Source organism: Pseudomonas sp. MCal1, from assembly GCF_026341415.1.
GTDB lineage: Bacteria > Pseudomonadota > Gammaproteobacteria > Pseudomonadales > Pseudomonadaceae > Aquipseudomonas.
The window spans coordinates 243,248-262,193 of sequence record NZ_JAKUMP010000009.1 but is presented as its reverse complement, the minus strand read 5'-3'; the positions used below and the strand labels follow the sequence as shown (position 1 = coordinate 262,193).

Annotated in this window: 23 protein-coding genes; 6 read left to right on the top strand and 17 right to left on the bottom strand. The window is 61.9% G+C overall.

The features are described 5' to 3' along the window. Positions 1-7 precede the first annotated feature (7 nt). The 9 genes from hemW to MKZ87_RS16970 form a co-directional block, all read right to left on the bottom strand. Complete coding sequence (hemW, locus tag MKZ87_RS17010; RefSeq protein WP_266201365.1) at positions 8-1,213, bottom strand: radical SAM family heme chaperone HemW; 1,206 nt, start codon at positions 1,211-1,213, stop codon at positions 8-10. Continuing rightward, positions 1,210-1,806 (bottom strand): RdgB/HAM1 family non-canonical purine NTP pyrophosphatase, encoded by a 597-nt coding sequence (gene rdgB, locus MKZ87_RS17005; protein WP_085697855.1) that lies wholly within the window; start codon positions 1,804-1,806, stop codon positions 1,210-1,212. Before rdgB ends, hemW begins: the two co-directional genes overlap by 4 nt. Then, entirely contained in the window at positions 1,803-2,237 is a 435-nt protein-coding gene (locus tag MKZ87_RS17000; RefSeq protein ID WP_266201362.1) for a DUF4426 domain-containing protein, read from the bottom strand. Before MKZ87_RS17000 ends, rdgB begins: the two co-directional genes overlap by 4 nt. A gap of 26 nt (positions 2,238-2,263) precedes the next feature. Then, complete coding sequence (gene metW / locus MKZ87_RS16995) at positions 2,264-2,884, bottom strand: methionine biosynthesis protein MetW (RefSeq protein ID WP_085697853.1); 621 nt, start codon at positions 2,882-2,884, stop codon at positions 2,264-2,266. Between the two features lie 7 nt (positions 2,885-2,891). Then, entirely contained in the window at positions 2,892-4,031 is a 1,140-nt protein-coding gene (metX, locus tag MKZ87_RS16990; protein ID WP_085697852.1) for a homoserine O-succinyltransferase MetX, read from the bottom strand. A gap of 99 nt (positions 4,032-4,130) precedes the next feature. Beyond that, positions 4,131-4,421, bottom strand: a complete 291-nt coding sequence (locus tag MKZ87_RS16985; RefSeq protein ID WP_085689609.1) for a DUF167 domain-containing protein — start codon at positions 4,419-4,421, stop codon at positions 4,131-4,133. Next, positions 4,418-5,008, bottom strand: a complete 591-nt coding sequence (locus MKZ87_RS16980) for a YggT family protein (protein WP_085689611.1) — start codon at positions 5,006-5,008, stop codon at positions 4,418-4,420. Before MKZ87_RS16980 ends, MKZ87_RS16985 begins: the two co-directional genes overlap by 4 nt. Positions 5,009-5,018: 10 nt before the next feature. Continuing rightward, on the bottom strand, positions 5,019-5,837 hold the full coding sequence (gene proC, locus MKZ87_RS16975) for a pyrroline-5-carboxylate reductase (protein ID WP_085702904.1): 819 nt from the start codon (positions 5,835-5,837) through the stop codon (positions 5,019-5,021). A gap of 23 nt (positions 5,838-5,860) precedes the next feature. Beyond that, on the bottom strand, positions 5,861-6,547 hold the full coding sequence (locus MKZ87_RS16970; protein WP_085702903.1) for a YggS family pyridoxal phosphate-dependent enzyme: 687 nt from the start codon (positions 6,545-6,547) through the stop codon (positions 5,861-5,863). 56 nt (positions 6,548-6,603) lie between these two features. Between MKZ87_RS16970 and MKZ87_RS16965 the strand changes: the two genes are divergently transcribed. Further along, positions 6,604-7,638: a type IV pilus twitching motility protein PilT gene (locus MKZ87_RS16965; RefSeq protein ID WP_007953348.1), complete on the top strand. Its 1,035-nt coding sequence runs from the start codon at positions 6,604-6,606 to the stop codon at positions 7,636-7,638. A gap of 176 nt (positions 7,639-7,814) precedes the next feature. Here the strand turns inward: MKZ87_RS16965 and MKZ87_RS16960 are convergent, their stop codons facing one another. Next, positions 7,815-8,432 (bottom strand): C40 family peptidase, encoded by a 618-nt coding sequence (locus MKZ87_RS16960; RefSeq protein ID WP_007953345.1) that lies wholly within the window; start codon positions 8,430-8,432, stop codon positions 7,815-7,817. Between the two features lie 249 nt (positions 8,433-8,681). Between MKZ87_RS16960 and MKZ87_RS16955 the strand changes: the two genes are divergently transcribed. Then, positions 8,682-9,116, top strand: a complete 435-nt coding sequence (locus MKZ87_RS16955; RefSeq protein WP_085697850.1) for an NINE protein — start codon at positions 8,682-8,684, stop codon at positions 9,114-9,116. 122 nt (positions 9,117-9,238) lie between these two features. Here MKZ87_RS16955 and MKZ87_RS16950 read toward each other — a convergent pair whose 3' ends face one another. From MKZ87_RS16950 to gshB, 7 genes are all read right to left on the bottom strand, one after another. Beyond that, entirely contained in the window at positions 9,239-10,510 is a 1,272-nt protein-coding gene (locus tag MKZ87_RS16950; protein WP_266201358.1) for a dihydroorotase, read from the bottom strand. Continuing rightward, complete coding sequence (locus MKZ87_RS16945) at positions 10,507-11,511, bottom strand: aspartate carbamoyltransferase catalytic subunit (RefSeq protein ID WP_007913665.1); 1,005 nt, start codon at positions 11,509-11,511, stop codon at positions 10,507-10,509. Before MKZ87_RS16945 ends, MKZ87_RS16950 begins: the two co-directional genes overlap by 4 nt. A gap of 27 nt (positions 11,512-11,538) precedes the next feature. Then, positions 11,539-12,042 (bottom strand): bifunctional pyr operon transcriptional regulator/uracil phosphoribosyltransferase PyrR, encoded by a 504-nt coding sequence (gene pyrR, locus MKZ87_RS16940; protein WP_011336369.1) that lies wholly within the window; start codon positions 12,040-12,042, stop codon positions 11,539-11,541. 81 nt (positions 12,043-12,123) lie between these two features. Beyond that, positions 12,124-12,561, bottom strand: coding sequence for a Holliday junction resolvase RuvX (gene ruvX / locus MKZ87_RS16935; RefSeq protein ID WP_007953334.1), 438 nt, complete (start codon positions 12,559-12,561; stop codon positions 12,124-12,126). Beyond that, on the bottom strand, positions 12,561-13,133 hold the full coding sequence (locus MKZ87_RS16930; RefSeq protein WP_085689619.1) for a YqgE/AlgH family protein: 573 nt from the start codon (positions 13,131-13,133) through the stop codon (positions 12,561-12,563). The genes ruvX and MKZ87_RS16930 overlap by 1 nt, the downstream gene beginning before the upstream one ends. Before the next feature lie 169 nt (positions 13,134-13,302). Beyond that, positions 13,303-14,202 carry an energy transducer TonB gene (locus MKZ87_RS16925; protein WP_266201354.1) on the bottom strand — a complete coding sequence of 300 codons (900 nt, stop codon included), beginning with the start codon at positions 14,200-14,202 and terminating at the stop codon, positions 13,303-13,305. Positions 14,203-14,309: 107 nt separating this feature from the next. Next, a complete protein-coding gene (gshB, locus tag MKZ87_RS16920) occupies positions 14,310-15,260 on the bottom strand; it encodes a glutathione synthase (protein ID WP_085697846.1) in 951 nt (316 codons plus the stop codon). A 224-nt stretch (positions 15,261-15,484) separates the two neighbouring features. Between gshB and pilG the strand changes: the two genes are divergently transcribed. Genes pilG through MKZ87_RS16900 form a run of 4 tightly spaced genes read left to right on the top strand, consistent with a single transcriptional unit; the run spans position 15,485 to position 18,939 of the window. Continuing rightward, positions 15,485-15,889, top strand: a complete 405-nt coding sequence (gene pilG, locus MKZ87_RS16915; RefSeq protein ID WP_007953330.1) for a twitching motility response regulator PilG — start codon at positions 15,485-15,487, stop codon at positions 15,887-15,889. Positions 15,890-15,949: 60 nt separating this feature from the next. Continuing rightward, on the top strand, positions 15,950-16,315 hold the full coding sequence (gene pilH, locus MKZ87_RS16910) for a twitching motility response regulator PilH (RefSeq protein ID WP_011336365.1): 366 nt from the start codon (positions 15,950-15,952) through the stop codon (positions 16,313-16,315). Positions 16,316-16,325: 10 nt separating this feature from the next. Beyond that, a complete protein-coding gene (locus MKZ87_RS16905; RefSeq protein ID WP_085689623.1) occupies positions 16,326-16,865 on the top strand; it encodes a chemotaxis protein CheW in 540 nt (179 codons plus the stop codon). Between the two features lie 13 nt (positions 16,866-16,878). After that, on the top strand, positions 16,879-18,939 hold the full coding sequence (locus tag MKZ87_RS16900; protein WP_085697844.1) for a methyl-accepting chemotaxis protein: 2,061 nt from the start codon (positions 16,879-16,881) through the stop codon (positions 18,937-18,939). Positions 18,940-18,946 lie beyond the last annotated feature (7 nt).

The window sequence follows — 18,946 nt, the reverse complement described above, 5'->3', positions numbered from 1 at the left end:
AGAGCGGTCAGCTCAGAAATTTCTGCAGCAAGTCATTGAGGAACAGTTGTCCGCGCTCGGTGGCCGCCAGACGTGACGGTTCGACCTGCAACAGACCGCTTTGTTCGGCCTCGCGCCGGTGTTCGTCGAGACTCTCCAGCGGCAGTCCGGTGCGCTCCGGGTACAGGCGCGATTCGACGCCGGCGGTCAGGCGCAGGGCGTTCATCAGGAACTCGAACGGCATCTCGTCGTTGGTCAGGGCTTTCTCGCCAGCCTGGAAGCTTTTGGCCGGGTTGAGGTAGTCCTTCGGCAGGCGCGTCTTCCAGGTGCGGACGATGCGCCCGTCCGGGTGACTGAGCTTGCCGTGGGCGCCGGCGCCGATACCGATGAAGTCGCCGAAGCTCCAGTAATTCAGGTTGTGCCGCGCCGGGCGACCCGGTTGCGCATAGGCCGAAACTTCATATTGCGCGTAACCGTGCTCGGCCAGCAGCGCCTGTCCGGCCTCTTGAATGTCCCACAGCGTGTCGTCTTCCGGCAGCACCGGCGGCTGGTTCCAGAACACGGTGTTCGGCTCCAGCGTCAGCTGATACCAGGAAATATGCGTCGGCTTCAGTTCGATCGCCTGGAGCAGATCGCTCAGGGCATCGTCCAGCGACTGGTCCGGCAAGCCGTGCATCAGGTCGAGGTTGAAGTTATCGAACCCGGCCTGACGCGCCATGCCGGCGGCGCGTACCGCTTCGTCGCCGTTGTGGATACGGCCGAGGGCCTTGAGTTTTTCCTGCTGGAAGCTCTGGATGCCGATCGACAGGCGATTGATCCCCAGTTTGCGGTAGGCGACGAACTTCTCTTGTTCGAAGGTTCCGGGGTTGGCTTCCAGGGTGATCTCGATGTCATCGGCAAACGGAATGCGCTGTTTCACGCCTTCCAGCAAGCGACCGAGTGCTTCAGCGCTGAACAGGCTCGGTGTGCCGCCGCCGAAGAAGATCGAACTCAACTCACGGCCATACACTGCGTGCAGATCCTGATCGAGGTCAGCCAGCAACGCATCGACGTATTCCTGCTCCGGCAGCACCGGGCTGGCGGTGTGGGAGTTGAAGTCGCAATAGGGGCATTTGCGCACACACCACGGGATGTGGATGTACAGCGCCAGGGGCGGCAGCGTCGGCAACGGCGTCCGAGGCGAGGAGGCGGCGCCACCGACGATCAGTGGCGACGCGGAAGAATCACGGGTCATTTCAAGCCCAGACGCTGGCGCAGCAGATCCATTGCGCGGGCGCGGTGGCTGATCTGGTTCTTGTCGCTCGGGCTCAGCTCGGCGCTGGACAGGTTACGCTCCGGCACCCAGAACAGCGGGTCGTAGCCGAAACCGTGCTCACCGCTGGCAGCGGTCAGGATGCGCCCGTGCCAAAGGCCTTCGCAGAGGATTGGCAGCGGGTCGTCGGCGTGACGCACCAGCGCCAGCACGCAGACGAACTGTGCGCCGCGTTCGGCTTCAGGCACGTCCTTCAAGGCGTCGAGCAGCTTGGCATTGTTCGCCGCGTCGCCCTTGCCGTCGGCATAACGCGCCGAATAGATGCCCGGCGCGCCGCCGAGGAAATCCACTGCCAGGCCCGAATCGTCGGCCAGCGCCGGCAGCCCGGAGATGCGCGCGGCATTGCGGGCCTTGAGGATCGCGTTCTCGACGAAAGACAGGCCGGTTTCTTCCGGCTCCACGCTGCTGAATTCGCCGATCGAGCGCAATTGCACCGAATCGCCGAGCATGGCCTGGAGTTCCTTGAGTTTGCCGGCGTTGTGGCTGGCCAGTACGAGTTGCTTGAGATTGATCATTGGCCAGGGAAAAGCTCTTGGTTGAAATTGATGGTGTTGATCTTGTCGCCGGTCTGCACCTTGATTTCAAAGGTGCGGGTTTCCTGCTGTTCCACCGGGTACTGGGCGATGTAATAGATCGCGCCCTGTTCGGTGACCTGGCGGAAGGTCAGCGGCACGCTCTGGCTGGTCAGATCTTTCACCGTACCGGTGACGTTGGCGATCAACGGCTTGCCGTCCTTGATCACCGAGACATTGATCACGCCCTGGTTCTTGCTGCGGACCAGCTCGGCAGCCTTGGCGATGTCCGGCGTCAGGTAGGTGGAATTGAAGGTGTTGTAATGCACGGTGACATCACCGAACACTTCCTTGCGCTCGCCCTTGATGGCATCGGCGGCAACGGCCGACAGGCTCAGGCAGGCGGTCAATAGCACGGTAATCAAGCGTCCCATGTTCGTTCTCCTCGCAATGTCGTGGTTCAGACCGCGATTTTGTGATCCGCAAGCCCCGGGCTGCTGACGCGGTAGATACCGATCTCACCTAACAGATTAGGCCATAGCTTACTGGCCCACCCGTGGCGGTGCTGTTGATCCACGGCAAGCCGATCAATGACCTTCGCCTCACGTTCGCGACAAAGTTCTTCAAAGTCTTCGAAGGTGCAGAAGTGGATGTTCGGCGTGTTGTACCAGGTGTACGGCAGGAACTCGGACACTGGCATCCGGCCCTTGCTCGCCAGATACCAGCGGCAGCGCCAGTGGCCGAAGTTGGGGAACGTGATGATGCACTGGCGGCCGACCCGCAGCATTTCGTCGAGGATCTTGTCCGGGTAATGCACGGCTTGCAGGGCCTGGGTCATCACCACCACGTCGAAGCTGTTGCTGGCGAAGTTGCCCAGGCCTTTGTCCAGGTCCTGCTCGATGACGTTGATGCCTTTGGCCACGCACTCGGCGATGTTGTCCGGGTCGTTTTCCAGGCCGTAGCCGGTGACCTGCTTGTGGTCGCGCAGCCAGGTCAGCAACTCGCCGTCACCGCAACCAAGGTCGAGCACGCGGCTGCCGGCGGGGATCCATTCCTGGATGATTTCCAGATCAGCTCTCATGGCTTTCTCACAACGTAATGCGGTTCATGTAATTGCCGAACGCCTGCAAATAACGCGGGATCGGAATCAGGAAGGCGTCGTGGCCCTGTGGCGCGTCGATTTCCAGGTAGCTGACGTCCTTGCGCGCCGCCATCAGCGCGTCCACCAGTTCCCGCGAGCGGGCCGGGGAGAAACGCCAGTCGGTGGTGAACGACATCACGCAGAACTTGGCTTTCGCACCTTCGAAGGTTTTCGCCAAGTTATCGTTGAAATTCGCCGCAGGATCGAAGTAGTCCAGCGCCTTGGTCATCAACAGATAGGTGTTGGCATCGAAGCGCCCGGAGAACTCTTCGCCCTGATAGCGCAGGTAGCTTTCGACCTGGAACTCGACGCTGTGGAAGTCGTAGTTGAGCTTTTCACTCTTCAGGCCGCGACCGAATTTCTCGCCCATGGAGTCGTCGGACAGGTAGGTGATGTGCCCGACCATCCGCGCCAGCATCAAGCCGCGCTTGGGGATCACGCCCTGTTCCTGGAACGAACCGCCGTGGAATTCCGGGTCGGTGAGGATCGCCTGGCGCGCCACTTCGTTGAAGGCGATGTTCTGCGCCGACAACTTGGGGGCCGAGGCGATGGCCAGGCAATGGCGCACGCGATCCGGGTAAGTGATGGTCCATTGCAGCGCCTGCATGCCGCCGAGGCTGCCACCGATCACCGCGGCCCACTGGCCGATGCCGAGCAGGTCGGCCAGGCGTGCCTGGCTGTGCACCCAGTCTTCTACAGTCAGCACCGGGAAGTCGGCGCCGAACGGCTTGCCGGTTTCCGGGTTGAGGCTGCTCGGGCCGGTGGAACCATTGCAACCGCCGAGGTTGTTCAGGCTGACCACGAAGAACTTGTTGGTGTCGATCGGTTTGCCGGGGCCGATGCAGCTGTCCCACCAACCGGGCTTGCGGTCTTCGACGCTGTGGTAGCCGGCGGCGTGGTGGTGGCCGGACAGGGCGTGACAGATCAGCACGGCGTTGCTCGCTTGCGCGTTCAGCGTGCCGTAGGTTTCGTAGATCAGGTCATAATCGGCCAGCGAACGGCCGCAGGCCAGGGCCAGCGGTTCGCTGAAGTGCGCCGTTTGCGGCGTCACCAGACCAACAGAATCGGGGGGAAAGGCAGCTGGCATCGACCCTGCTCTCGTTGAAATGAGGCGTAAGTCTAAAGACCGGTGGGGTTAGCGGCAAGCAACTACCTGCGCTCGATCCCACGCTCTGCGTGGGAACGATCAGGGAAAAACCAAACCCGGCAAATCCGGCAACTTCTTCGGCGAGCAAATCTTCACCCGCTTCTGCCGGTTCAACTCGCCGCTGAGCAAACTGACCTGACTCCTGGAAACCCCAAAAGCCTTGGCCAGAAAGCCCATCAGATACGCATTGGCCTTGCCCTCGACCGGCGGCGCGGTCAGGCGGATCTTCAGGCGATCACCGTGCAGCCCGCAAAAGTCATCGCTGCGGGCGGCCGGCTGCAGGTGACATTCCAGAATCAGATCGTCACCGTCCCAACGAAACCAGCTCACATCAGCAGGCGCAGGATTTCCGGCATCATCGTCATCGCCGCAAGGTTGTTGATCACCAGCATGTCGATCAGCTTCAGCACGAGGAAAGCGAAGATCGGCGACAGGTCCAGGCCACCAAGGTTCGGAACGATGCGACGGAACGGCGCCAGGGCCGGTTCACAGATCTGGTTCACCAGCTCGGCGCCCGGATTGTGGCTGCCCGGTGCGACCCAGGACAGGATGATGCTGATGATCATGGCCCAGAAGAATATCTTCAGGAACAGCGCCGTCACGCCGATCAGCGACCAGATCAACAGTTGCAGCGGGTTACCGGTGGTGCCGTAAGTCAGCAGCAGGGTCAGCGCCATCAGTACCAGTTGCACGAGGATCGCCAGTACCAGCGACGACATGTCCAGGCCGAACAGGCTCGGGATGATCCGGCGCAGCGGCTTGAGCAACGGCTGGGTAGCCTTGACCACGAACTGGCACAGCGGGTTGTAGAAGTTCGCCCGCACCAGTTGCAGGACGAAGCGCAGCAGCACGATCAGCAGGTACAGGCTGCCGAGGGTTTGCAGCACGTAAACCGCTGCGGTGTTCAATCCGATCATGTAAGGCTCCTTATTTGCCCAGTTGTTCGGCCATTTCGGCCGAGCGGTGCGCGGCGGCGCCGAGTGCTTTTTCCACCAGGGCTTCGAAGCCGCCGGCCTGGAACGATTTGATCGCGGCTTCCGTGGTGCCGGCCGGCGAGGTCACGCGGCGGCGCAGCTCGGCAGCGTCGACGTCGCTGGAAACCGCCATGTGCGCGGCGCCCAGCGCGGTCTGCAAGGTCAGTTGCTCGGCGGTTTCCTTCGGCAGGCCGAGTTTGACGCCGGCGGCGGTCATGGCTTCGATCAGCAGGAAGAAGTACGCCGGGCCGGAGCCGGAGACGGCGGTGACTGCGTCCAGTTGCTGCTCTTCGTTCAGCCACAGCGCGATGCCCACGGCGGACAGCAGTTCTTCAGCCTGCTGGCGTTGTTCGGCGCTCACTGCGCTGGTGGCGTACAAACCGCTCACACCCTGACGCAGCAGCGCCGGGGTATTCGGCATGCAGCGCACGATCGGCTGCTCTCCCAGCCAGGCCGTCATGCTGGCGCAGGTGATGCCGGCGGCGATGGAGACCACCAGTTGATTCGGTTTCAGGCTCGGGCGGATGGCCTCGCACACGGCCTTCATGGCCTGCGGCTTGACTGCCAGCACGACGACGTCGGCGCCGTCGATGGCCTGGGCGTTGTCGGCGTAGGTTTCGATGCCGTGCTCGGCGCTGACCCGGTTGCGGGTTTCTTCACCCGGATCGCTGGCGCGAATCCGTGCAGCTTCCAGACCCTTGGCCCGCAGGCCGCCGATCAGGCTGGCGGCCATGTTGCCGGCACCGATAAAGGCAATACGTGTGTTGCTCATGTCAGGTCCTTATCTGGAAATGGTCAAGATTGGGAATAGTCGCGGGCGCCGAACAGGGCCGTACCGATACGGACCCAGGTCGCGCCCTGGGCAATGGCCGACTCGAGGTCGTGGCTCATGCCCATGGAAAGTGTGTCGAGCGGCAGATCGAGGCCGGCCTGCAATTTCTGGACGGCAGCGAATGCAGCATCCTGCTCGGCGCGATCTTCGGTCGGCTCGGGAATCGCCATCAATCCGCGCAGCTTCAGGCGCGGCAAGGTGCTGATGGCTTGGGCCAAGGCTGGCAGGTCTTGCGGGGTGCAGCCGGATTTACTGGCTTCACCGCTGACATTGACCTGAATGCAGATGTTCAGGGGCGGCAGATCCGCCGGGCGTTGTTCGGACAGGCGTTGGGCGATTTTCAGACGATCCACGGAGTGCACCCAGGCGAAATGCTCGGCAATCGAGCGGGTCTTGTTCGACTGAATGGGGCCGATGAAGTGCCAGATCAAGGGCAGGTCGGCCAGTTCGAGCTGTTTGCCCAAGGCCTCCTGCAGGTAGTTCTCGCCAAAGTCGCGCAGGCCGGCGGCGTACGCTTCGCGCAAGGCTTGGGCGGGTTTGGTCTTGCTCACGGCCAGCAGCCGGACGCTGTTTTCATCGCGGCCGGCGGCTTTGACGGCTGCCTTAATGCGCGAACTAACCTGGAGAATGTTGTCTGCTATCGTGGACATCAAGAGGCGCCAGCGGTCTGAAGGTTCGCGGCATTCTACTGGAATTGAGGGACGCTATGGATATCACTGAACTGCTGGCCTTCAGCGCCAAACAGGGCGCTTCCGACCTGCACCTGTCGGCCGGTCTGCCGCCGATGATCCGCGTGGATGGCGACGTGCGGCGGATCAATCTGCCGGCGCTGGATCACAAACAGGTGCACGAGCTGATCTACGACATCATGAACGACACCCAGCGGGTGGACTTCGAGAAACATCTGGAAACCGACTTTTCCTTCGAGGTGCCTGGCGTGGCGCGCTTCCGGGTCAATGCCTTCAACCAGAACCGCGGCGCTGGCGCGGTATTCCGGACCATCCCATCGAAAGTGCTGAGCATGGAAGACCTCGCCATGGGCGACGTCTTTCGCAAGATCACTGATGCGCCGCGCGGGCTGGTGCTGGTGACCGGACCGACCGGCTCCGGCAAGTCCACAACCCTGGCGGCAATGATCGATTACCTCAACACCCATCGCCATCACCACATCCTGACCATCGAAGATCCGATCGAATTCGTCCATGAATCGCGCAAATGCCTGATCAATCAGCGCGAAGTCCATCGCGATACCCGCAGTTTCGCCACTGCATTGCGTTCAGCGCTGCGTGAAGACCCGGATGTGATCCTGGTGGGCGAGATGCGGGACCTGGAAACCATTCGCCTGGCCCTGACCGCCGCCGAGACCGGGCACCTGGTGTTTGGCACGTTACACACCACGTCAGCGGCCAAAACCATCGACCGGGTGGTGGACGTGTTCCCCGGGGATGAAAAGTCCATGGTGCGCTCGATGCTCTCGGAGTCGTTGCTGGCGGTGGTGTCGCAGACGCTGATCAAGAAGATCGGCGGCGGCCGGGTGGCGGCGCACGAGATCATGCTGGGGACGTCGGCGATCCGTAACCTGATCCGCGAGGACAAGGTGGCGCAGATGTATTCGGCGATACAGACCGGCGGCTCACTGGGGATGCAGACACTCGACATGTGCCTGAAGGATCTGGTGACCAAGGGCTTGATCAGTCGCGAACATGCGCGGGAGAAGGCGCGTACGCCGGATAACTTCTAGGCAAAAAAAATCGCAGCCCGTGGGCTGCGATTTTTTTGTTCTGATCGTTCCCACGCTCTGCTTGGGAATGCAGCCCGGGACGCTCTGCGTCCCTGCCGAAGCGGACGCGGAGCGTCCATTGAGGCATTGCCACGCGGACGGTTCGACGCCTCGACGTGGGAACGATCGGTATGGTGTTAGCGCTGAACGACGCGCATCTGTCCCTGTTCCTTCGGCAATACGCGTTTGGCCACCACGTAGTGCTTTTCCCAGTACGGCTTGTTCAGAGTGTCGATGCTCACCGACTTGCCGCGCCGTGGTGCGTGGATGAAACGATCGTTGCCCAGGTAGATGGCAACGTGATTGACCCGACGGCTCTTGATGTTGAAGAAAATCAGGTCGCCCGGCTTCAGGTCCTTGCGTTCGACTTTCTCGCCGTGACCGCTGGCCATGGCATTCGAGGTGCGTGGCAGGTCGAACGTGGCGTCGTTGAACGCGTATTTCACCAGACCGCTGCAGTCGAAGCCTTTACTCGGGCTGCTGCCGCCCCAACGGTATGGCGTACCGAGGACGTTTACCGCACGACTCAGGACATTGCTGCTTTCCTTGGTCGCCATTGGTGGCACCAGCTTGCTGCGGCCGTTGCTGCTCAGCGTGGTGTGTTTGACCTGTTTGCCTTTGTTCGAAGGAGCAGAGGCATGGGATTTGGGGGTGAAACCGTTAACGTTTGGAAGACGTTGCTCACGATTGGTGGCGTGGGCGGCCAGTGGCATTAATAGGCAAATGGTTAGCCATGTCTTGAAAAATGGACGCATTAGGCAGGGCTCTTGGTGTGTTAGCGCGCAACTTTATAACAGCTTTTTTGTCACTTCCGAGGCCGTTGGTCGATTCAATCGGGCGCCAACGGAACCAAATAAGCGGCAAAAAAACGCAATTGTCGGACAGAAGTCCGGTGCTATAAGGGTTTGACGGGAGACACGGTAGCATTTGCCATACGTCGGCAACCTGTAAAAAAGTCACAAAGAATTAAAGAATATTTATCTATCGCGTGTATCGAGGTCTTAATGAACAGCTATCAGCTGCCCCGTGTGAAGGAAAAAGACACCCATAGCAAGGTGATCGGTTACCTGTTGTGGATTTTCGGTTTCACAGGCTCGCACCGCTTCTATTACGGCAAACCGGTGACCGGCACGATCTGGTTTTTCACCTTCGGGTTGCTGGGAATCGGCTGGCTGATCGACGTGTTCCTGATCCCGGCGATGGATCGCGAAGCCGACCTGCGTTTCGCCGCGGGCCCTATCGAGTACAACGTGGCGTGGATTCTCCTGACCTTCCTCGGCGCGCTCGGCGTGCACCGGATGTATCAGGGCAAGTGGATCAGCGGGGTGATTTATCTGCTGACCGGCGGGTTGTTCTTTCTGGGAGTGCTGTATGACTTCTGGACGCTGAACGATCAGGTGTCGGTGCGTAATGCCGAAGGGCGGGGTGCCTTTCAGTAAGTCATTGCTGGCAAGTCGAATCGTCGCACCGCCGCTCCCACAGGTTCTGTGTGTAACCTGGGATTTGTCACTGCACAAATCCTGTGGGAGCGAGCTTGCTCGCGATTAGGCTCGACTCGGTATCAAGCCTGATGGCTGATCCGGCCATCCACCAAGGTGTAACGCACCACACCCGGCAGGCTATGGCCGAGGAACGGGCAGTTCTCGCCCTTCGACAGCCAGGTTTCGCCAACCACGGTCGAAGCCTTCGGATCGAACAGCACGATATCCGCCGCGCCACCCACCGCCAGCTTGCCCACCGGCAGGCGCAGGGCCTCGGCCGGGCCGGCGCTCAGGCGTGCCAGCAGGGTTGGCAGATCCAGAAGACCATCTTCCACCAGCGTCATCGCCAGCGGCAGCAGCAGCTCGACGCTGCTGATGCCCGGCTCGGTCGCGCCGAACGGTGCCAGTTTGGCATCGCGCTCATGGGGCTGGTGATGGCTGGAGATCGCCGAGACCACCCCGGACTTCACCGCTTCACGCAGGCCGTCGCGATCCGCGCGGGTGCGCAGCGGTGGTTGTACGTGATACAGGCTGCTGAAATCGATCAGCGCTTCGTCCGTCAGGATCAACTGATACAGGGCGACATCCGCCGTGACTTTCAAACCACGAGCCTGAGCCTGAGCGATCAGGGCTACGCCACGAGCACTGGTCAACTGGCTGAAGTGCGCACGCACGCCGGTCTGTTCGACCAGCAGCAGGTCACGGGCCAGGGCCACGGTTTCAGCGGTTTCCGGAATGCCCGGCAGGCCGAGGAAACTGGCGGTAGCGCCTTCGTGGGCCAGGCCGCCGTCGGCCAGGTCGTGATCCTGGGAGTTGAAAATCACCGTCAGGTCAAAGGTCGCCGCGTACTCCAGCGCCCGGCACAGGGTACGGGTGTTGCGGAAGCTCTCCAGGCCGTTGCCGAACGCCACGCAACCGGCGTCGCGCAGTGCAACGAGTTCTGCAAGCTGTTCGCCATCCAGACCTTTGCTCAGCGCGCCGATCGGGAACACTTTGGTGTTGCCGGCCTCGCGGGCGCGGTCGAGGATCAGCTCGGCCACGGCGGAGGTGTCGAGTACCGGTCTGGTCTTCGGCGGGCAGCACAGGCTGGTCACGCCGCCGGCCGCAGCCGCGCGGGTTTCGCTGGCGATGGTGCCTTTGCGGCTGTAGCCCGGCTCGCGCAGGGCAACGTTCAGGTCTACAAGGCCGGGAGCGGCGACGAGGCCTTGGGCGTCGATGGTTTCGACGGCGCTGAAACCGGCCGGTGCAGCGCCCAGGGCGACGATCTTGCAGGCTTCAACGTGAATATCGGTGATTTGATCCAGGCCGCTGCTTGGATCGATGACGCGGGCGCCGAGAATGCTGAGCTTCACTGGGCGTTCTCCTGCTCGAATTGACGCTGCGCTGTTTGTCCGCTCATGGCCATCGACAGCACGGCCATACGGATCGCGATGCCGTAGGTGACTTGATTGAGGATCACCGAGTGCGGGCCGTCGGCCACCGCCGACTCGATCTCCACGCCACGGTTGATCGGCCCCGGGTGCATGACGATGCAATCGGGCTTGGCGCCTGCCAGGCGCGCGGTGGTCAGGCCGAACAGGCGATAGAACTCGCCTTCGCTCGGCAGCAGGCCGCCGGTCATGCGCTCACGCTGCAGGCGCAGCATGATCACCACGTCGACGTCTTTCAGGCCTTCGGTCATGTCGGTGTAGACCTTCACGCCGTATTGCTCGATGCCGATCGGCAGCAGGGTCTTCGGCGCGATCACGCGGATGTCCGGGCAGCCGAGGGTCTTCAGGGCGAGCATGTTCGAGCGCGCCACCCGCGAGTGCAGGATGTCGCCGACGATGGCCACCGAAAGGTTCTCGAAGCCGCCCTTGTGGCGGCGGATGGTCAGCATGTCGAGCATGCCCTGGGTCGGGTGCGCGTGCCGGCCGTCGCCGCCGTTGATGATCGCCACCTGCGGGCAGACATGTTCGGCGATGAAGTGCGCAGCGCCGGAGTCACCGTGGCGCACGACGAACATGTCGGCGGCCATGGCTTCCAGGTTGCGCAGGGTATCGAGCAGGGTTTCGCCCTTGCTGGCCGACGAGGTCGACACGTTCAGGGTGATCACGTCCGCCGACAGTCGCTGGGCCGCCAGTTCGAAGGTGGTGCGGGTGCGTGTGGAGTTTTCGAAGAACACGTTGCACACGGTCTTGCCGCGCAGCAACGGGACCTTCTTCACGGCCCGGGCACCGACTTCGAGGAACGAGTCGGCAGTGTCGAGGATTTCCGTCAGCAACTCGCGGCGCAGGCCGTCGAGCGAGAGGAAGTGGCGCAGCTGGCCCTGATCATTGAGCTGCAGCGGGCGCTTGGTATCTAGAGGCGTCATCGCGAAGGGGACTCTCAATAGGGCGGATTAAAGGGCAAGGTCTTGCAGTTCGAGGGCCAGCTCCGGGCCGGACAGCTTGACCCGCTCGTGGGCGGCCAGCGACAGGGTCGCGCCGACCACGTTCGGGCGGATCGGCAGTTCGCCGGCGTCCAGGTCCAGCAGGCAGACCAGCGTCACGCTGGCCGGGCGGCCGTAGTCGAACAGTTCGTTCATGGCGGCGCGGATGGTCCGGCCGCTCATCAGTACGTCGTCGATCAGCACCAGATGCTGGCCTTCGATTTCGAAGGGCAGGGCGGACGGGCGCACTTGCGGGTGCAGGCCGTTCTGGCTGAAGTCGTCGCGGTAGAAGGAAACATCCAGCGTGCCCAATGGCGCGTCGCTGCCCAGCTCTGCAAGCAGGGCCTGGGCGACCCAGACGCCGCCGGTGCGGATGCCGATGTAACGCGGTTCGCTGATATTACGCTGGGCAAGGTGCGCCTTGAGGCGGGTCGCCATCTGGCTGATCAGATCGGCGGGATTGGGCAGGCTCATGGTTGCTCCTTCTTGGGGTCGAGCCGGTTCTCGCGAACCTTGGCTCGGGTTGTAACCAAAAGAAAAGCGCCGTAGCGCTTGTCAGGATTCAAATAGTGCGGTGTTTTCGTCGAGCCAGCCTTGCAGCAGCAGGGCGGCGGCGATGGCGTCCACCGGGTTGTCGCGGTAGCTGCCTTTCTGCCCGCCGCGCACCAGTCGTTCGCCCTTGGCTTCGAAGGTCGTCAGGCGTTCGTCGTGGGTATAGAAAGGCAGGTTGAAGCGGCCGTTGAGGCGTCGGGCGAATTTCTCGGCGCGGGCGCACATTTCACTGGGCGTTCCGTCCATGTTCAGCGGCAGGCCGACCACCACGGCGTCGGGCTTCCATTCCTTTATCAGGGCTTCGACCTGATTCCAGTCCGGCACACCGTTTTGCGCCTTCAAGGTGCACAGTTCGCGGGCCTGGCCGGTAATCACCTGGCCGACCGCGACGCCGATCTGTTTGGTGCCGTAGTCGAAGCCGAGGATCAGGCGCAGGGCCATCAGGCGTGTCCTGCCTGGCTGGTCAGCAGGCTGAGGTTGATCCCCAGGTGCCTGGCCGCCGCCTCCAGGCGCAGTTCACTGCTGGTGTTGAACAGGATGTCGGCGTCGTACGGGCAGGTCAGCCAGGCGTTGTCGGCCAGTTCGGCCTCCAGTTGTCCAGCTTCCCAGCCGGCATAGCCGAGGGTGATGACGCTTTTGGCCGGGCCCACGCCGTCGGCAATGGCGAACAGCACGTCCTGCGAGGTCGACAGGGCCAGGTCGCCGTCCAGCTCGACGGTGGCCTGGAAGGTCTGGCCCGCCGGATGCAGCACGAAACCGCGATCGGTCTGTACCGGGCCGCCGATGAAGATCGGTACATGCTGGCACAGCGCTGGCGGATCGATGTCCGGGCGCAGTTGTTCGAGGATGTCGGCCAGATTCAGCTCTTGCGGTCGGTTGACCACCAGCCCCATGGCCCCATTGGCCGTGTGCTCGACGATGTAGGTCAAGGTGTGGGCAAAGTTCGGGTCGGCCATGTGTGGCATGGCGATCAGGAAGTGATGCTTGAGGTAGCTGGGGCTGACGTTTTTCATGTGCGCTAGTGTGGCGTTCGGGGGGCGAACTGACAAGCTGGAGATGCTTGCAACACTGTTCCAATGTGGGAGCGAGCTTGCTCGCGAAAGCGGTGGATCAGTCACTTCAATGTTGTATGACACACCGCATTCGCGAGCAAGCTCACTCCCACAGGGGGTCTTCGGTGTGTCAGTTGCTCGAGAGTTTGTCACCGCGGGCGAATTTCCAGGTGCGGATGATTTCCAGCCGGTCGATGTCCGACAGGTCGCCGGTAAACGGTGCAAACGGAGCTGCCAGTCGCACGATGCGCTGCGCCGCCTGATCCAGCAGCGGCTGGCCGGAGGACTCCAGCACCAGCACTTCATACAGCGAGCCGTCGCGGTTGATCGACACCATCAGGCGCAGATTGCCGTAGATCTGCTTGCGCCGGGCTTCCTCGGGGTAATTGAGGTTGCCGATGCGCTCGACCTTCTTGCGCCATTCGTCCTTGTACCAGGCACCCTTGTCGCGCATGGTCGATGCGGCGCTCAGGCGGTGGATGCGCGGGCGCTTGGCGTACAGCTGTTGTTCTTTGGCCAGTTCCGCTTCGAGGCTGGCGATATCGCTGGAGAGTTGCGAACTGTCGAAAGTCGGCGCATCGACCGTTGGTTTGATCTCGGTCCTGGCTTCTTCTTTCTTGGTCGGCGCCTTTTTCGGTTTCGGCGCGACGGTGGTCACGGCCGCCTTGGGCGCGGCTTCCTGCACTTGTGGCTTGGCGGCCGGCGGCGGGGTGACTTTCTTGACCTCGTTTGCCTGGAACGGCGCGACTTCGGTGGTCTTGGGGATCGCCTTCTTGTCGAGAGTGCCGCTGCCTTCCTGGTTTTCCTGGGCGAGGAAATCGGCCTTCGCCGGCTTCTTTTCGCTTTTGAAGGTGGCGAGGGTGATTTCCAGGGTTTTGCTGATCTGCTTGGGCTCGACCATGGTGAAGCCCACGCCGAGCAGCAGTGCCAAATGGATAAGCGCCGCGAGAAACAGGGTAAATCCGAGGCGATCGACCGGGCGCACGCCGCGGTGGGCGAGTTCAGCAGGCAGATCGGACGGAAGTGTCATGACAAGAAAACCAACATCGCGTTTTTCACAGGCCGCGCATGATAACGCAATGTTGGTTTCACGCCTTGGGCTTCAAGCATCAAGCGACAGGCTGCATGTGACACACATCAACCTTGCAGCTTTTTCTCGATGGCATCCATCAGCATCCCGCCGATGTCGGTGCCGAAAGCATTGTCGATTTCGCGGATGCAGGTCGGGCTGGTGACGTTGATTTCGGTCAGATGCTCGCCGATCACGTCCAGGCCGACGAACAGCAGGCCCTTCTCACGCAAGGTCGGGCCGACCTGGGCGGCGATCCAGCGATCCTTGTCGGTCAGCGGACGGGCTTCGCCTCGGCCGCCGGCCGCGAGGTTGCCACGGGTTTCGCCATGGGCCGGAATCCGCGCCAGGCAGTAATCCACCGGCTCGCCGTCGATCATCAGGATGCGCTTGTCGCCATCGACGATGGCCGGCAGATAACCCTGGATCATGATCTGTTGCTTGCCGTGCAGGGTCAGGGTTTCCAGAATCACCGACAGATTTGGATGGCCGGCGGTGTGACGGAAAATCGACGAGCCGCCCATGCCATCCAGCGGCTTGAGGATCACGTCACCGTGGTGGTCGGCGAATTCGCGCAACACGTCCGGACGGCGGCTGACAATGGTTGGCGGCGTGCACTGCGGAAAGAGCGTGGCGAACAGCTTTTCGTTGCAGTCGCGCAGGCTCTGCGGCTTGTTGACCACCAGCACGCCGGCGGTTTCGGCCTGTTCGAGCAAGTAGGTGGAGTAGACGAACTCCATGTCGAACGGTGGATCCTTGCGCATCAGGATCACGTTCAGGTCGCTGAGCAGTGAATCCTGCTCGGTGCCCAGTTCGAACCATTTTTCCGGGTTGGCGAAGACTTTCAGCGGCTTCATCCGCGCCCGTGCCTGGCCTTCACCCTGATAAAGGTCTTTCTGTTCCATATAGAACAGTTCCCAGCCGCGCTTCTGCGCCGCCAGCAGCATGGCCAGCGAGCTATCCTTTTTGTAGGAAATGCTGGCGATAGGGTCCATGACAATCCCGACGCGAACGCTCATTGGGTTTTCCTCGAAAATTGGCTACCGGATCGGTATGAAAAAAGTGCCGCCAGAGTGGCGCCGGGCGGGTTTTCGGTCAAGGAAAAACCCGTCGATAGATTGCGTCTGGAGACTGTGCTAAAAAGGCTGCCAGCCGTGCTGGCCCTTGAGCATCAAGGGTTTCCAGCCATCAGTCATCGCAAAACGGACAAATTGATTCGCAAAGGCGACGGTAGAGCCCCCTTATGGAACAGCAGTCCAGCGCCTTGAAGGTCATGGTGATCGACGACTCGAAAACGATTCGTCGCACCGCCGAGACCCTGTTGAAAAATGCAGGGTGCGAAGTCATCACCGCGATCGACGGTTTTGATGCCTTGGCGAAGATCGCCGACCACCATCCCGGGATCATCTTTGTCGACATCATGATGCCGCGTCTGGATGGTTATCAGACCTGCGCTTTAATCAAGAACAACAACGCGTTCAAGGGCACGCCGGTGATCATGCTGTCGTCCCGGGACGGGTTGTTCGACAAGGCCAAGGGGCGGATTGTCGGTTCCGATCAATTTTTGACCAAGCCTTTCAGCAAGGAAGAACTGCTCGACGCGATTTCGGCCCATGTTCCGGGCTTCGCTGCCGCTTTGCCGCAGTAAGACACGCACAGAGACGCTCGGCCAGCGGGCCCGGTGTCGACAAGAAAAATGGGGAAGACCATGGCACGTATCCTGATCGTCGATGATTCGCCGACCGAAATGTACAAACTCACCGGCATGCTGGAAAAGCACGGGCACGAAGTGCTGAAAGCCGAAAACGGCGCCGACGGCGTGGCCCTGGCCCGCCAGGAAAAACCCGACGCGGTGCTGATGGACATCGTCATGCCCGGCCTCAACGGCTTTCAGGCCACCCGTCAGCTGACCAAGGATGCGGAAACCAGCCACATCCCGGTGATCATCATCACCACCAAGGATCAGGAGACCGACAAGGTCTGGGGCACCCGCCAGGGCGCCAGGGACTACCTGACCAAACCGGTCGACGAAGACACGCTGATCAAGACCCTGAACAACGTGCTGGCCGGTTGATCGCGCCGTCATGAGCGAGTCGCTGACCGCGTTCGAACTGTTGTGGCAGATCGACCAGCGCTGTCGCCTGCTGGCGGCGGACCTGCCGTCGCAAGCTGCGCGCCAGGATCGCTGGAGCGGCATCGGCTTTCGTCTGGGCGAGCACTGGTACGTCACGCCGATGGGCGAAGTCAGCGAAGTGCTGCCCGAACTGCGCGTCACCCAGCTGCCGGGCGTCAAGCCGTGGGTCAAGGGCGTGGCCAATCTGCGCGGTCGGCTGCTGCCGGTCATGGACCTGTGCGGATTCTTCGGCCATGAGCTGTCACCGATGCGCAAACAGCGGCGGGTATTGGTGGTAGAACATCAGGACGTGTTTGCCGGGTTGCTGGTCGATGAAGTCTTCGGCCTGCAGCACTTCGAGCAGGACAGTTTCGAGTCGGTCTCGATCAGTAAACGGCAAGGTTCCAAGGGCGAGTTCATCAAGGGCTATTTCCGGCGCGAGCAGAACTGGCGGGTGTTCAGCCTGTTTGCGCTGGCGCAGTCACCGAGTTTCATGCACGTCGCGGTTTAACAGGCGAGGACCGATGATCAAAGCAAAAACAGGCAAGCCCGCAGAAGGCTCGCGCAGCCGCTCGCAGATCATCGTGCTGTTCATCGCACTGATCGTGTTCATCATGCTGCTGTTCGCCAACTTCGCTTATCTCAACACCCAGGCCAACTACGACAAGCAGTACATCGGCCACGCCGGCGAGCTGCGGGTGCTGTCGCAGCGGATCGCCAAGAACGCCACCGAAGCCGCCGCCGGCAAGGCCGCCGCGTTCAAGTTGTTGAGCGATGCGCGCAACGACTTCGCCCAGCGCTGGGGCTATTTGAAGAAAGGCGACCCGGCCACCGGCCTGCCACCCGCGCCGTCCACCGTGCGCCCGGAAATGCGCGCCGTGCAGCTGGATTGGGAACGCCTGCTGAAAAACACCGACGCGATTCTCTCCAGCGAACAGACCGTGCTGTCCCTGCATCAGGTGGCCGCGACCCTGGCCGAAACCGTGCCGCAGTTGCAGATCGAATACGAAAAAGTCGTCGAAATCCTCCTGCAACGCGGTGCCCCGGCGGGACAGGTGGCGATGGCCCAGCGTCAGTCGCTGCTGGCCGAGCGGATTCTCGGCGCGGTGAACACCGTGCTCTCCGGCGATGAAAACTCCCAGCAGGCCGCCGACGCCTTCGGTCGCGATGCCGCACGCTTCGGTCAGGTGCTTAACGGCATGCTGCAAGGCAACTCGACGCTGAAGATCAGCCAGGTCGAAGACCGCGACGCCCGAGCTCGCTTGAGCGATATTTCTGAGCTGTTCCAGTTCGTCTCCGGTTCGGTGGATGAAATCCTCGAAACCTCGCCTGAGCTGTTCAAGGTCCGTGAGTCGGCCACCAATATCTTCAGCCTGTCGCAGACCCTGCTCGACGAAGCCTCGCACCTGGCCACCGGTTTCGAAAACCTTGCCGGCGGACGCAGCACCGACACCATCGGCGGTTATGTGCTGGGCCTGCTGGCGCTGGCTTCGATCATCCTGATCGGCATGGTCATGGTCCGGGAAACCAACCGCCAGTTGCGCGAGACCGCCGAGAAGAACGAACGCAACCAGAACGCGATCATGCGCCTGCTCGACGAGATCGAAGACCTCGCCGACGGCGACCTGACCGTGACCGCCTCGGTGACCGAAGACTTCACCGGGACCATCGCCGACTCGATCAACTATTCCGTCGATCAGTTGCGCGATCTGGTGGCCACCATCAACCTCACCGCCGGCCAGGTCGCCGCGGCGGTGCAGGAGACCCAGGCCACCGCGATGCACCTGGCCCAGGCCTCGGAGCATCAGGCGCAGCAGATTTCCGAAGCCTCGACCGCGATCAGCGACATGGCCCAATCCATCGATCAGGTGTCGGCCAACGCCGCCGAATCGTCGGCGGTGGCCGAGCGATCGGTGGAGATCGCCAACAAGGGCAACGAGGTGGTGCACAACACCATCCACGGCATGGACAACATCCGCGAACAGATCCAGGACACCGCCAAACGCATCAAGCGTCTGGGCGAGTCGTCTCAGGAGATCGGCGACATCGTCAGCCTGATCGACGACATTGCCGACCAGACCAACATCCTCGCCCTCAACGCGGCGATTCAGGCCTCGATGGCCGGTGACGCCGGCCGTGGCTTTGCCGTGGTTGCCGACGAAGTGCAACGGCTGGCCGAACGTTCGTCTGCCGCGACCCGGCAGATTGAAACGCTGGTGCGGGCGATCCAGACCGACACCAACGAAGCCGTGATTTCCATGGAGCAGACCACCACCGAAGTGGTGCGCGGCGCGCGGCTGGCGCAGGATGCCGGTGTGGCCCTGGAAGAAATCGAAGGCGTGTCCAAGACCCTCGCGGCGCTGATCCAGAGCATTTCCAACGCGGCGCAGCAGCAAACATCTTCGGCCGGGCAGATTTCCCTGACGATGAACGTGATTCAGCAGATCACCTCGCAGACCTCGTCCGGTTCCACGGCCACCGCCGAGAGCATCGGCAACCTGGCGAAAATGGCCAGCCAGTTGCGTCGCTCGGTGTCCGGGTTCACCTTGCCGGCGGCGCCTGCGCCCGTCGCGGACAAGGCGTGAGGCCTGC